This is a genomic window from Achromobacter sp., from assembly GCF_049647645.1.
GTDB lineage: Bacteria > Pseudomonadota > Gammaproteobacteria > Burkholderiales > Burkholderiaceae_B > Achromobacter.
The window spans coordinates 1-12,959 of sequence record NZ_JBARYB010000130.1 but is presented as its reverse complement, the minus strand read 5'-3'; the positions used below and the strand labels follow the sequence as shown (position 1 = coordinate 12,959).

12 protein-coding genes are annotated in these 12,959 nt (G+C 66.3%); 1 reads left to right on the top strand and 11 read right to left on the bottom strand.

Annotation, left to right across the window (positions count from 1 at the left end):
- Positions 1-354 precede the first annotated feature (354 nt).
- Positions 355-861: a hypothetical protein gene (locus tag WBB14_RS15265; protein ID WP_424240576.1), complete on the top strand. Its 507-nt coding sequence runs from the start codon at positions 355-357 to the stop codon at positions 859-861.
- Positions 862-895: 34 nt separating this feature from the next.
- Here WBB14_RS15265 and WBB14_RS15260 read toward each other — a convergent pair whose 3' ends face one another.
- The 11 genes from WBB14_RS15260 to odhB all read right to left on the bottom strand — a co-directional run.
- Positions 896-2,248, bottom strand: coding sequence for a tryptophan--tRNA ligase (locus WBB14_RS15260; RefSeq protein WP_424240575.1), 1,353 nt, complete (start codon positions 2,246-2,248; stop codon positions 896-898).
- Between the two features lie 56 nt (positions 2,249-2,304).
- The gene (locus tag WBB14_RS15255) at positions 2,305-2,628 is read right to left on the bottom strand and encodes a DUF3325 domain-containing protein (RefSeq protein ID WP_332016368.1); all 324 of its coding nucleotides are present in this window, start codon (positions 2,626-2,628) and stop codon (positions 2,305-2,307) included.
- The gene (locus WBB14_RS15250; RefSeq protein ID WP_424240574.1) at positions 2,625-4,271 is read right to left on the bottom strand and encodes a PepSY-associated TM helix domain-containing protein; all 1,647 of its coding nucleotides are present in this window, start codon (positions 4,269-4,271) and stop codon (positions 2,625-2,627) included. The genes WBB14_RS15255 and WBB14_RS15250 overlap by 4 nt, the downstream gene beginning before the upstream one ends.
- Positions 4,268-4,549, bottom strand: a complete 282-nt coding sequence (locus tag WBB14_RS15245) for a DUF3649 domain-containing protein (protein ID WP_424240573.1) — start codon at positions 4,547-4,549, stop codon at positions 4,268-4,270. The genes WBB14_RS15250 and WBB14_RS15245 overlap by 4 nt, the downstream gene beginning before the upstream one ends.
- A gap of 23 nt (positions 4,550-4,572) precedes the next feature.
- Positions 4,573-5,205 (bottom strand): DUF4198 domain-containing protein, encoded by a 633-nt coding sequence (locus WBB14_RS15240; RefSeq protein WP_424240572.1) that lies wholly within the window; start codon positions 5,203-5,205, stop codon positions 4,573-4,575.
- Positions 5,206-5,309: 104 nt separating this feature from the next.
- Positions 5,310-7,745 carry a TonB-dependent siderophore receptor gene (locus tag WBB14_RS15235; RefSeq protein ID WP_424240577.1) on the bottom strand — a complete coding sequence of 812 codons (2,436 nt, stop codon included), beginning with the start codon at positions 7,743-7,745 and terminating at the stop codon, positions 5,310-5,312.
- 157 nt (positions 7,746-7,902) lie between these two features.
- Entirely contained in the window at positions 7,903-8,847 is a 945-nt protein-coding gene (locus tag WBB14_RS15230) for a FecR domain-containing protein (protein ID WP_424240571.1), read from the bottom strand.
- Positions 8,840-9,373: a sigma-70 family RNA polymerase sigma factor gene (locus tag WBB14_RS15225; RefSeq protein ID WP_424240570.1), complete on the bottom strand. Its 534-nt coding sequence runs from the start codon at positions 9,371-9,373 to the stop codon at positions 8,840-8,842. The genes WBB14_RS15230 and WBB14_RS15225 overlap by 8 nt, the downstream gene beginning before the upstream one ends.
- A gap of 110 nt (positions 9,374-9,483) precedes the next feature.
- Entirely contained in the window at positions 9,484-10,575 is a 1,092-nt protein-coding gene (zapE, locus tag WBB14_RS15220; protein ID WP_424240569.1) for a cell division protein ZapE, read from the bottom strand.
- 76 nt (positions 10,576-10,651) lie between these two features.
- Positions 10,652-12,079 carry a dihydrolipoyl dehydrogenase gene (lpdA, locus tag WBB14_RS15215; RefSeq protein ID WP_424240568.1) on the bottom strand — a complete coding sequence of 476 codons (1,428 nt, stop codon included), beginning with the start codon at positions 12,077-12,079 and terminating at the stop codon, positions 10,652-10,654.
- Between the two features lie 117 nt (positions 12,080-12,196).
- Positions 12,197-12,959, bottom strand: a 763-nt coding sequence (odhB, locus tag WBB14_RS15210) for a 2-oxoglutarate dehydrogenase complex dihydrolipoyllysine-residue succinyltransferase (RefSeq protein WP_424240567.1), incomplete at its 5' end; no start/stop codon positions are given.

Genomic DNA, 12,959 nt, shown 5'->3' with positions numbered 1-12,959 from the left:
GCGACGGCGGCCGCGGCGGCGCCAGCGCCGGCGGCATGAACAGCGCCATGGCGGACGCTTTCGCCAAGCTCAAACGCTGAGCGAGCCTGTCCCAAGAAAAACGGCGCCTGGTGCGCCGTTTTTTTTACTTAGGGCTTACCCGTAAAGAAGCGGCTTACTTGCGTTCTCTCAAGCCAAAACTATCAAAAATGATAGAAAATATCCAATTGTGTCTAAACAATAAAAACCGGCAAGACCAGGCCGCAAGGCGACACAAGCCCCCACAAGCAGGCGAGCCATGGTGCGTAGCGCCTGCCTGGGAAGCAGCACAAGAACAACAGCCCCTGCCCCGAACGACCGGAGATCCGCCCAGCCATGCCCAATACCATCACGCTTGCCGCCAATGAAACGGCAACCATTACCGCCAAGGAAGCCAACGCCAGCGGCGTCTACGGCGAAATCACCCTGGGCCAGTATTCGCATCTGCATGTCGACGGCGCCGAAGTGAGCTTCAAGCACATCACGCTGGAGCGGCTGGGCAGCCGCGTCATCGAACTGAGCAATGGGGCGCAGTTGCACGTCGGCGCGCTGGGGTTCGCCAGCATGGGCGCCAGCATCGTCTACCGCATCGGCGCAGGTTGCGCGCTGACTTTCGACGCCAGCCAATGGGATCCGGAAGTGGTCGCCAACACCACCTTCGATTTCGCCAGCCAGGGCAGCGGCACCTTGAAGTACTTTCCGTTCATCAATCCAGAATGGCTGGACTGCCCGAACGTCACGGGCTACACGGAAGGCGACATGCTCGAAATCGCTGGCCAGGGCAGCGCCCAGCGCTTCCAGGTGCGCGACGGGCGCATCGTGGCCAGCGCCCGCTCCGCCTGAACCTGCGGGCCGGCTTGGCGCCGGCCCCTCGGGCTTATTCCTGCGACAGCGACGACAGCGCGGCGCGCGCGCGCGCCAGCGAGGCGCCGGATACATCCTGCGCGCCAGCCGGCGCAGCCGCCACGGCCACGCCGTCGATCATCGCGGCATAGCCTTGCCCGTCGGCCTGCAGCACGGCATCAGCCGGTTCCGACTGCAGGCGGCGCATCAGGGCGCCAGCCTCCTTCGGATCGGCGAAACGCTGCGACAGCAGCAGTTCCTCGCCGTCGGCGGCCAGCAGGCGGAAGCGGAAGCCGCCGTCTTCATCGCGGAAGCTGACGAAGCGCGCGCCCTTGCCCTTTTCTTTCTTGGGCTGCGCGGCCTGGCCGCCCGATGCGGCATCGAGGTTGCGCAGGCCCACGGCCTGGCGCAGCTCGTGCATGAATGGCGTGGCCAGCTTGCGCGCCTTGGCGGCGCCGGCCTGCAGGATGTCTTCGATGCGACCGGGGTTGGCCATCAAGTCGAAGTACTTCTCGCGCATGGGCGCCAGCAGGTTTTCAAGATGGTCGTACAACGCCTGCTTGGCCTCGCCCCAGCCCATGCCCTCTTCCAGCTGCTTGCGCAGGGCAGCCGCCTGCTCGTGCGTGGCGAAGGCGCGGTAGATCGTGTACAGGTGCGAGTTCTCGGCATCCTTGGGCTCGCCCGGCGCGCGCGAATCCGTGACGATGCGCATCACCGCCGCGCGCAGCGCACTGGCGCCGCCCTCGAACAGCGGAATGGTGTTGTTGTAGCTCTTGGACATCTTGCGGCCGTCCAGGCCCGGCAAGGTTGCCACGTCCTCTTCGATCACGACTTCCGGCAGCGTGAAGTAATCGCGGCCGTACAGGTGGTTGAAGCGCTGGGCGATGTCGCGCGCCATTTCCAGATGCTGGATCTGGTCGCGGCCCACCGGCACCTTGTTGGCGTTGAACATGACGATGTCCGCGGCCATCAGCACCGGATAGGAGAACAAGCCCATCGTGACGCCGTCGTCCGGTTCCAGGCCCTTCTCCGTGTTCTGGTCCACCGACGCCTTGTACGCATGCGCCCGGTTCATCAGGCCCTTGGCGGTGACGCAGTTCAGCAGCCAGGTCAGCTCGGGGATTTCGGGGATGTCCGACTGCCGGTAGAAGGTCACGCGTTCGTGGTCCAGGCCCACCGCCAGCCAGGTGGCGGCGATTTCCAGGCGCGAGCGCGCCACGCGGGCGGGGTCGTCGCACTTGATGAGGGCGTGGTAGTCCGCCATGAAGAAGAATGCGTCCACGCCGGGCTGCGCGCTGGCCTGAACGGCGGGACGGATCGCGCCCGCGTAATTGCCGAGGTGGGGAGTTCCAGAGGTGGTGATGCCGGTAAGGACGCGGGTATTCATGAGGCGAAGAGGCGTTTGCTGGAGGAAACGCCCAGTGTAACTTGCCGGGCCCGCGGCTACAGGACGGCCAGCACCGGCGCCGCCAGCGCGCACAGCCCGCCAGCGGTCAGCGCGGCGCGGGGCCGGAACGTCAGGAACCAGATCAGCAGCAGTCCGGCGATGCTGAGGATGCCTATCCATTCGACCGTGCCGTAGCTCCAGCCCCAGACTGCCGCCGACGCGCACAGGGACAGGGCCAGCGCGATCCAGCCGAACAGGCGCAAAGGCAGCCGGTGGCGCCGCGGCAAGGCCCGGTCGAACAGGTCTTCGTAATGGCGGTCCATGCCCAGGCACAGGGCTGCAAAACCGGCATAGGCCAGGCAGAAGGCGGCTAGCGTCATGGCGTATCCCCTCTAGGTTCGTAGGCGGGCTGGACGGGCTGGGTCTGGGCTGCGGACTTGGCCGCTGCGCGGCCCTTGATTGGCGCCTTGGCGGCCGCCTTGCCTGCGCGCGCGGCCTTGCGCGCCATCCAGGCCAGCAGCAGCGCCCCGGCCAGGCAGGTCAGGTCGAAACCCGCCATGACCCAGTCGCCCGTGGGCAGGGACACGCCCAGATGGCGCGAGGTCGTCAGGGCGTTGACCACCGGCACCAGCGCCAAGGCGGCGGCTGCGGCGGCCAGCAGGTCGCGCCACTTGCGGTGCTGGAACAGGAAGGCGTAGACCAGCGACAGGCCCCAGGCGGCAAAGAACGCGCGCGATTCCCAGAGCTGCCTGCCCGGCAAGTCGGCGGGCAGCAGGCGATTGGCCCAGAAAAACGCGGCGACCGAAATGAACAGGCCCGCTATCGTGCCGGCGTTGAGCGCATCCACCAGCCGCAGCGAGAACGCCTCACGCGCGCCCGGACGCGCCTTCTGGCGCCGCTTGGCAATCCACAGGACCATGCCCGTGCCGACCATGGCCGTGCCCGCCATGCTGACCAGGAAATAAAGCCAGCGTAAGAACGGCTCGGCAAACAGGCCCAGGTGCAGGCCGACGATGACGCCGGCAGTACGCGCCGTGGCGCCGAGGTCGTCCTCGCGTTCCTGCAGCTCGCCCGTGACGCCGTCAAAGCGCATGTACGGCGCCAGCTTGCCGAACGACACGCCATCGGCGGCGTCGCGCACCAGGGTCACGGTCGCGCCGGCATCGCCGGGATGGTTGACGGTGACACGCCCCACCCGGCCTCCCTGCCAGTGCTGCTGCGCCTGCTCCACCAGCGGCGCGAGCGGAAGCAGCGGCGCGGGCTCGTTGCGCGCGGGCGTGATCCTGAAGGACTTGAAGACGTCGTCGGAATACTGCCGCGGGCTCTCGTAGACGGCCAGGATGCCGGCCGGCATCAGCATGGCCATGAACAGCACCAGCCCGCTGAATGTAATCATCAGGTGGAACGGCAGCCCCAGCACCGACAAGGCGTTATGGCCGTCCATCCAGGCGCGCTGGCCGCCCTTCCTGGGACGGAAGGTGAAGAAGTCGGTGAAGATCTTCTTGTGGGTGATGATGCCGCTGATGATGGCCACCAGCATGAACATGCCGGCGATGCTGGCGAGCCAGCGCCCCCACGGAAAGGCCGTCTCCAGTTCGAAATGGAAGCGGTAGAAAAAGTCGCCGCCGCGCGTCTCGCGCGCGGTCACGGCCTGGCCGCTAGCCGGATCCAGCTTTACGCGCACGAAGCCGCGCTCGCCCGGCTTGGGCTTGGGTACTTGGTAGAGCACCTGGATATACGGCTCGCGGTCGGACGGCGGCGTGATGAACCAGCGCGTGGCGTCGGGCGCGTGTTCGCCCAGGTAGCGCTGCGCCGCAGCCACGGACTGCGCCGCGGGCGCGGGCCGCACCTGGATCTCGGGCTGCATCCAGCTGGTGATCTCGGGCCGGAAGAACGCCAGCGTGCCGGTCAGGAACATCGCGAACAGCACCCAGCCGAAGATCAGCCCCGACCAGGTGTGCAGCCAGGACATGGATTGGCGCAGGCCTTCCTCGCCCTGCGCTTTTTCCACTTTCGCCTTCATGCCGCCCCCGTTGCGCGGCCGATCGCGAACAGCGCGCCCAACAGCGCGGCGGGCAACAGCACGCCGGCCCAGGCGCGCCAGGCGTTGCGCGTGGCGAAGACCCAGATCACGCCGCAGGCGTAGAACACGAAGGACAGCATCTGCGCCGTGACCACGGCGTCCGGCCGCCGCATGGGCAGCCAGATGGCGAGGCAGGCCGCAGCGGCCGACGCCAGCACATAACCGCCCAAAATGGCGGCCGCCGCCCTGGAAAAGACGGCCAGACGGTAGCGCATCATGCCTGCGCCGGCAGCGGGAGCTTTCACTGGGAAACGTTGAAGGTCAGAGTGGATACGTAGCGGATCTTGGCGTAAGCCTTGCCGTCGGCCTCGCCGGCCTTGTCTTCGACATGGGCGGCTTCGAGCACATACTGGCCGGGCCAGGGCGTGGTGATTTCGATGCGGCCGTTCTCATCGCTGTGGAAGCGCTTCTCCCACTTGGGCGGGCCGAACACGGTGACTTCGGTCTTGGCCAGCGGCTTGCCCTTGAACTGCAGCACGAAGGCGTTGGCCTCGGCCGAAACCGGCACAAGCTCCAGGTCCAGCTTGCCCTCGGTGTCCGCGCGGCCAGCCTTGGCGCCGTACTGCACCAGGGTGTCCTTGAACTGGTAGGGCTGGCGCAGGCGCACATCGCCCTTGCCCGCCGCAGCGAATTCGAGGAAATCCGCGCCCTCGCCCGCAGCCTTCAGCGCCTTGCCGTCAGCGCCCGTCACCACCGGCGCAACCATGATCTTGCCGAGCAGGCCATCGCGCTTTTCGCGCAGGTCGTCGGCCCATTCGCCGAAATACGCCTTGGCCGGACCCTCGGCGCTGCGTTCCAGCCAAACGAAATGCGCCTGCGCGGCGCCCGCCGTGCCCAGCAGGGCGATGGCGGCCAAGGTTCTTGCGAATGTCATTGTTGATTTCCTTTATAGGACTGGATCGGGCCTGCCCCGCGGCCTGGGCCCGACTCAGAGGGGTTTAAATTATAACCATTCTCACTTCGAAGTAGCCATGCGCCTTACCAGCGATAGCGCAGGCTGGCCTTGATGGAGCGTTGATAGCCGTACCAGCACCAGGAATCGCCCGAGCACGAGGCGATGTATTCCTTGTCGAACAGGTTCTGCACGTTCAGCGCCACCTGCATGCCCTTGAGCGCGGGCGATGCTCGGCCCAGGTCGTAGTCCAGCATCAGGTCGAACAGGGTGACCGACGGCACCTTCAGGGTGTTGGTTTCGTTGCCGTACGAGGAACCGATGTAGCGCACGCCGCCGCCCACGCCCATGCCCGCCAACGGACCTTCCTGCAGCTGATAGCGGGCCCAGGCGGAGGCCTGCTGCGAAGGCACGCCCACCGGCGCCTTGCCCTTCAGGTTCAGGCCCGCGGCGTTGGGATAGGCCTTGGAGTACTCGTTGTCCATCAAGGAATACGCCGCCACCAGCGTCAGCCCGCGCATGGGCTCGGTCTTGGCTTCGAGTTCGATGCCCTGGGTGCGCAGCTCGCCCGCCTGGATCGAGCAGCGTCCGCCGGCCGTGCCGCAGATATGGGTCGGATCCGGATCGGTGGTGGTCATGTTTTCGCGGCGGATGTCGAATGCCGCGACCGACAGCAGCGTGGCGCTGCCCGGCGGCTGGTACTTGATGCCGACCTCGTACTGGTTGCCTTCGATCGGCTTGAAGGGCGTGTTCTGCCAACCCGTTCCAGATTGCGGCTCGAACGATTCCGAGTAGCTGAAGTAAGGCGCCACGCCGTTGTCGAAGTTGTAGATCACGCCCAGGCGGCCGGAGAACTTCTCCGCGTTCAGCGAGGAAGGCGCGACCCGCCCGGTGGCGATCGTGGTGGTCTCGCCCACGGTGCGCGACCAGTCATAGCGGCCGCCCAGCAGCACCGAGAGGCGGTCGATCTTGATCTGGTCCTGGAAGTACAGGCCGGCCTGGTATTGCTTGGAAGTCGCGTCCGTGGAGAACGCCGGCGCCGGGATGTTCTGGTGGTTATCCGGGTTCAGCACATCCAGCGCGGGCGCGGTGCCGAAGCCGGACAGCGTGTCGGTCTTGACGTGCTGGTAGTCGAAACCGAGCAGCGCGGTATGGGCGAAGCGGCCGGTGTTGAAGCGCGCTTGCAGGTTGTTGTCCAGGGTCAGCGCGCCCACGTCCACGTCGGTCGCGATCGACGAACGCTGCTGGTAGCGGTAGGTCTTGTCGGTGTAGCCGTAATTGTTGGTCATCGCCCCGTAGATGCTGCGGTACTGCGCCTCTGAACGCGTCCAGCGCAGGCTTTGCGACGCCTTGAAGGTGTCGTTGAAGCGATGCTCCAGCACGTAGCCCAGCGAATAGCTCTTGCGGTCGCTCTTTTCGAAATTGGCGTCGCCGTCGTAGTAGTCCGCCGGCAGGCGGATGCCGTCGGGCGCCGAGAGCAGCGTGCGCATGGCCGACACGCTGCCGTAGGAACCCATGTCAGGATCGCGCTGGAAGTTGGTCAGCACGGTCAGCGTGGTGTCGCCGCTGGGCTTCCAGGTGAAGGCCGGCGACACAAAGTAGCGGCGCTCCTTGGTGTCCTTGACTTGGCCGTCGGACATATAGCCCGAGCCGACCAGGCGATACAGGAATTTGCCTTCGTCATCCACCGGACCGCCGAAATCGAAATTGGCGCGACGGTAGTCGTAGTTGCCGACCTGCACCTCGACCTCGCGCAGCGTCTCTTCCAGCGGGCGCTTGCTGACCTGGTTGACCACGCCGCCCGGACCGCCCTGCCCGTACATGACGGAAGCCGGCCCCTTCAGCACGTCCACGCGCTCCAGGCGATAGGTGTCCACTTGCGGCAAGGCGTCACGACCGCCGAAGACCCGCAGGCCGTCCAGGTAGGACGATGCGGAAAAGCCGCGCACGCTGAACTGATCCAAGCGCGTGGCGGTGGCGCCACGCGATTCCGTGGCCACGCCCGCGGTGTAGCGCAGCACCTGGTTCAGCGTCTGCGCGCCCTGCTCCGTGATCTGCTCGCGCGTGACGACGGATACCGACTGCGGCGTTTCGATCAGCGGAGTGTCGGTCTTGGTGGCACTGGCGCTCACCGTGGCCACGTAGCCCACCGTCGTGATCGCGCTGTCGGCCATGCCCGACACCGTCACCGGCGCCAGCGTGAGCGTGTCGCCCGCGGACGCAGCAACCTGCACCAGCGTCCAGGTATTGCCCGATTGCGCGCGCGCCTGCAGGCCGCTGCCCGCCAGGATGCGGGAGAATCCCGCGCCCACCGAGTGCGCGCCCGACAACCCTTCCGAGCGGCGTCCGCGCACCAGTGCGGGATCGAACGACAGGACCACGCCGGCGCTGCGCGCGAACTGCGTCAAGGCGTCGGCCAAGGGACCGGCGGCGATCTGGTAACTGCGTGGTGCGTTCGCGGTTGCGGGCGCCGGCTGGGCCCAGGCCTGCGGCATGCCAGCAGCGAGCCCGCCCGCGCACATGGCGGCCAGCACGGCAATGCGGCCGGCGGACAAGTGGGCGCGCAAGCGCGAATGAGATGAAGCGGACACAAAACTCTCCCTGTACGGTGGTATCTATCCCTGCCTTCCGTACGGGATCCGAAAACCTGCAAGCCGCAGGCAAAAAAATTTGTAACGCTCAAGCCTCGCGCGGACCAACCTGCAGCCAGTACTGCGTATGCCGCGTCACGCGGATCGGCAAGGCAGGCTCCAGCGCCTTGAGCGCGCGTTCGGCGTCGTCCAGCGGGAACACGCCCGACAAGCGCAGGCCGGCCACCGCCGGATCCACCCGGATCATGCCCAGGCGCTGGCGGGCCAGGTACTGAGCGAAGTAGTCCAGGCGCCAGTCCTTGGCCACCACCAGACCGTCGGTCCAGGCCAGCCTGTCCGGGTCGGAGGCATGGCGGCCGACTTCGCCGTGCTCCGAGAATGCCAGGCGTTCACCCGCCTCCGCGTGCGTCGCAACGCCGGCGCGCAGCAGCACGACGCTGCCTTCATACACGCCCACGCGCGCGCCTTCGTCGGTGCGCCGCAAGTCAAAGCGCGCTAGTTCCGCCCGCAGTTCACCGTGCCCCGTGTCCACGCGCAGCGCCGCCATGGCGGGCCGCATCTCGGTCCGCACCAATACTTCGCCACGCAGCAGGTCCATGCCGCGGGCACCGTCCTGCAAGTGCAAGCGCACCGCGCTGTCGCTGTTCAAGGTGATATGCAGCCCATCGGCCACCGCGACCGCCAGCCGCTCGCCGACGCCGGTGCTGAGATCCGCGGCCAAGCGTTGCCACGGTGCATGGTGGTAGCCCGCCCAGCCGGTGACGGCCGTGCCGCCGATAGCCAGCAATCCGCGTAGCACCGCGCGGCGTCCATTCGACCGAGGCGCGGATAGCGCGGAATGCGCCAACGCGGCCGGCACAAGGCGCGCATCCTGGCTGATGCGCTGCAGGCGGTCCCAGGCCCGGCGGTGGGCGGGATCCTGCGCCAGCCATGCCTCGCACGACTGCCGCTCGCCCACACCGGCCAAGCCGGACTGCAGCCGCACCCACCAGGCGATCGCCTGGTCCGCCACCGGATCGGCGGCGCTAGTCATCGAATGCCGCGTAGCACGCGGTCATGGCACGCACCATGTACTGCTGCACGGAACTCAAGGAAATGTCGAGCCGCCGGGCAATCTCGGGATAGGTCAGCCCGTCGAGCTGCGAGAGCAGAAATGCGGAACGGGCCTTCGGCGGCAGTCCATCGAGCAAGCGGTCCAGCCGCGCCAGCGATTGCAGCTGTTCGGCCTGCTCTTCGGGAGACGGCGCGTAGGCCTCGGGAATGGCGGTCAGGTAGGCAAGGTATGCCCATTCCAGCGCTGCATGCCGCTGGTGGTCCACCACCAGGCCCTTCGCGATGGTGGTCAGCAGCGCGCGCGCTTCGCCCGCGCGCACCGCCTTGCGGCCCTGGATCACCCGCAGGAACACGTCCTGCGCCAGGTCCTCCGCGCGATGCTCGCAGCCGAGCTTGCGGCGCAGCCAGCCGAACAGCCAGGGGCGGTGATCGCGATACAGGCCATCGACGGGCGCAGCACAAGCGTCGGGGCGCGCGGCCGATGCGGACAGGAAGGGGGAGGACACGTTGGAAACTGCGGTGCTGGGCCAGAAGTCTCCAAATCTTAATTGATAATGACTTGTATTACCAATTTCAAGCAGGACTCGCCCGGAAAATCCGGGCGGGTGCGGCGCGGCTACAACGACACGGTGTGGCGGCGTTCCGACTCCAGGTACTCGCGCGACTGCATTTCCAGGATGCGCGACACGGTGCGGTGGAATTCATTGGCCAGCGCGCCCTCGGTGTAGATTTCCTCGGGCTCGCACTCGGCCGACATGATGAGCTTGATGCGGTGGTCGTAGAACACGTCGATCAGCCAAGTGAAACGGCGCGCTTCGGAAGCCTGGCGCGGTCCCATGCGGGGCACGTCGGACAGGATCACGGCATGGAAGCGGTTGGCCAGTTCCAGGTAGTCGTTCTGGGATCGCGGGCCGCCGCAGAGCGTGGCGAAGTCAAACCACACCACCGATCCCGCCAGCGCCAACGCCTTGATCTCACGATGCTCGATGTGCAGCACCGGATCCTGCGGCGGCGTATCCGCCAGGCTGTTGAAGGCTTCCTGCAGCGCCTGCCGCGCATGCTCGTCCAGGGGCGTGTGATAACACTGCACCTGTTCCAGCGAGCGGCGGCGGTAATCCACGCCGGCATCCACGTTCATGATGTCCATGCGCGCCTGGATCAATTGGATGGCGGGCAGGATGCGGTCGCGGTGCAGTCCGTCCGGATACAGCGTCGAGGGTTCGTAGTTGGACGTCATCACGAAGGACGTGCCGTACTCGAACAGCTTGAACAGCAAACGGTGCAGGATCATCGCATCGGCCACGTCGGACACGTGGAACTCGTCGAAGCAGATCAGGCGATAGCGCTTGGCCACGCGCCTGGCCACTTCGTCCAGCGGATCCTGCATGCCCTTCACTTCTTCGAGTTCGCGGTGCACGCCGCGCATGAACTCGTGGAAATGCAGGCGCGTCTTGCGCACCACGGGCACGGTGGCGTAGAAAGCGTCCATCAGGAAGCTCTTGCCCCGGCCCACTCCGCCCCACAGGTACACGCCGCGCGGCACGTCGGGCCGGTTCAGCAGCTTCTTCAGCGCGTTCGAGCGCATCGACTTGAACTTGACCCATTCGTCGAAATAGCGCTGCAGCCGGTCGATCGCCTTTTTCTGGGCTTCGTCGGGCTGGTAGCCGCGTTCGGCCAGGGCGTGTTCGTAGTATTCGCTGACGTTCATGTGGGAGCAGGTAAAGCAGAATGAAAAAAGGGCGGATCCGCGAACCCGCCCCCGTCTTGCATCGGCTATGCGCGTATCAGAAGTTCAACGCGCGCTTGTCCACGGCCAATGCGGCTTCCTTCACGGCTTCCGACAGCGTCGGGTGCGCGTGGCAGATGCGGGCGATGTCTTCGGCCGCGCCACGGAATTCCATGATGGTCACGGCTTCCGAGATCAGCTCCGAGGCCATCGGGCCCACGATGTGCACTCCCAGGACCTCGTCGGTCTTGGCATCGGCGATCACCTTGGCAAAGCCGGTGGTGTCGCCCAGCGCGCGGGCGCGGCCGTTGGCCAGGAAGGGGAAGCTGCCGGCCTTGTACTCGCGGCCTTCGGCCTTGAGTTGCTGCTCGGTCTTGCCGACCCAGGCGATTTCCGGCGAGGTGTAGATCACCCACGGCACGGTGTCGAAGTTGACGTGGCCGTGCTGGCCGGCGATGCGCTCGGCAACCGCCACGCCTTCTTCCTCGGCCTTGTGCGCCAGCATCGGGCCGCGCACCACGTCGCCCACCGCCCAGACGTTCGGCAGGTTGGTCTTGCAGTCGCCGTCCACGGCAACAAAGCCGCGCTCGTCGAGCTTCAGGCCCACGGCGTCGGCGTTCAAGCCGCCGGTGTAGGGCACGCGGCCGATCGAGACGATCAGCTTGTCGACCACCAGCTTCTGCTCGGCGCCCTTGGCGTCGACGTAAGGCACGGTGACGGACTTGGCGGTCGCCTTGATCTCGCCGATCTTGACGCCCATCTGGATGTTCAGGCCTTGCTTGGTGAAGGCCTTCAGGGCTTCCTTGGCCACTTGGCCGTCAGCGGCGGCCAGGAATTCCGGCATCGCTTCCAGGATGGTGACTTCGGAACCCAGGCGGCGCCACACGCTGCCCATTTCCAGGCCGATCACGCCGGCGCCGATCACGCCCAGCGTCTTCGGCACGGCGCCGATGTTCAGCGCGCCGTCGTTGGACAGCACGACCTTTTCATCGAACGGCAGGCCGGGCAGCTCGCGCGCCGACGAACCGGTGGCGACCACCACGTGCTTGGCGACCAGGTCTTCCTCGGAGGTGCCGGTGACCTTGATGGACCAGCCGCCTTCCACCTGGCCGGCGAACGCGCCCTTGCCGTGGAAGAAGGTGACCTTGTTCTTCTTGAACAGGTACAGGATGCCGTCGTTGTTCTGCTTGACCACCGTGTTCTTGCGGCCGATCAGCGTGTCGAGCTTCAGGCTGACGCCCTTGACTTCGATGCCGTGGTCGGCGAAGTGGTGATTCACTTGTTCGAAGTGCTCGGACGATTGCAGCAGCGCCTTGGACGGGATGCAACCGACGTTGGTGCACGTACCGCCGGGTGCCGGGCCGCCTTGGCCGTTCTGCCAGGCGTCGATGCAAGCCACCGACATGCCGAGCTGCGCGGCGCGGATGGCGGCGATGTAGCCGCCGGGGCCCGCGCCGATGACGACGACGTCAAATTGTTTGGACATAGTGTTCTCGCGATGAGGTATTGAGTGGAACACGCCCCGCCCTGCGGGCCGGCAAGGAGCCGGCCGGGGCGCCGCAAGACCCTGGGGTCGGGTGGGCGCCGGGCCGGGGCGTCGAGATTACAGGTCCAGCAACAGGCGCTGCGGATCTTCCAGGGCGTCCTTCATGGCGACCAGGCCCAGCACGGCTTCGCGGCCGTCGATGATGCGGTGGTCGTAGGACAGGGCCAGGTAGTTCATCGGGCGGATGACGATCTGGCCGTTTTCCACCACGGCGCGGTCCTTGGTGGCGTGCACGCCCAGGATGGCCGATTGCGGCGGGTTGATGATCGGGGTCGACAGCATCGAGCCGAACACGCCGCCGTTGGAGATCGAGAAGGTGCCGCCGGTCATTTCTTCAATGCCCAGCTTGCCGTCGGCAGCGCGGCGGCCGAAGTCGGCGATGGTCTTTTCGATGTCGGCGATGGACAGCTGGTCGGCGTTGCGCAGAATAGGCACAACCAGGCCGCGCGGGCTGCCGACAGCGATGCCGATGTCGAAGTAGCCGTGGTAGATGATGTCCTTGCCGTCGATCGAGGCGTTGATCAGCGGGTACTTCTTCAGGGCGGCAACGGCGGCCTTGACGAAGAACGACATGAAGCCCAGCTTGATGCCGTGCTCTTTTTCGAACTTGTCCTTGTACTTGCTGCGCAGGTCGATGACCGCTTGCATGTTCACTTCGTTGAACGTGGTCAGGATCGCGTTTTCCTGCTGCGATTGCAGCAGGCGCTCGGCGATGCGGGCGCGCAGGCGGCTCATCGGCACGCGCTGTTCCGGACGGCCGTCCAGCGACAGCGTCGGAGGAGCGACCGGGGCGGCGGCCTTGGCCGGGGCGGCCTTGGCG

Excerpts from the sequence above, each read along its gene's own strand:
- WBB14_RS15265 (WP_424240576.1), top strand. The coding sequence starts at position 355 with ATGCCCAATACCATCACGCTTGCCGCCAATGAAACGGCAACCATTACC.
- WBB14_RS15260 (WP_424240575.1), bottom strand. The coding sequence starts at position 2,248 with ATGAATACCCGCGTCCTTACCGGCATCACCACCTCTGGAACTCCCCAC.
- WBB14_RS15255 (WP_332016368.1), bottom strand. The coding sequence starts at position 2,628 with ATGACGCTAGCCGCCTTCTGCCTGGCCTATGCCGGTTTTGCAGCCCTG.
- WBB14_RS15250 (WP_424240574.1), bottom strand. The coding sequence starts at position 4,271 with ATGAAGGCGAAAGTGGAAAAAGCGCAGGGCGAGGAAGGCCTGCGCCAA.
- WBB14_RS15245 (WP_424240573.1), bottom strand. The coding sequence starts at position 4,549 with ATGATGCGCTACCGTCTGGCCGTCTTTTCCAGGGCGGCGGCCGCCATT.
- WBB14_RS15240 (WP_424240572.1), bottom strand. The coding sequence starts at position 5,205 with ATGACATTCGCAAGAACCTTGGCCGCCATCGCCCTGCTGGGCACGGCG.
- WBB14_RS15235 (WP_424240577.1), bottom strand. The coding sequence starts at position 7,745 with ATGTGCGCGGGCGGGCTCGCTGCTGGCATGCCGCAGGCCTGGGCCCAG.
- WBB14_RS15230 (WP_424240571.1), bottom strand. The coding sequence starts at position 8,847 with ATGACTAGCGCCGCCGATCCGGTGGCGGACCAGGCGATCGCCTGGTGG.
- zapE (WP_424240569.1), bottom strand. The coding sequence starts at position 10,575 with ATGAACGTCAGCGAATACTACGAACACGCCCTGGCCGAACGCGGCTAC.
- lpdA (WP_424240568.1), bottom strand. The coding sequence starts at position 12,079 with ATGTCCAAACAATTTGACGTCGTCGTCATCGGCGCGGGCCCCGGCGGC.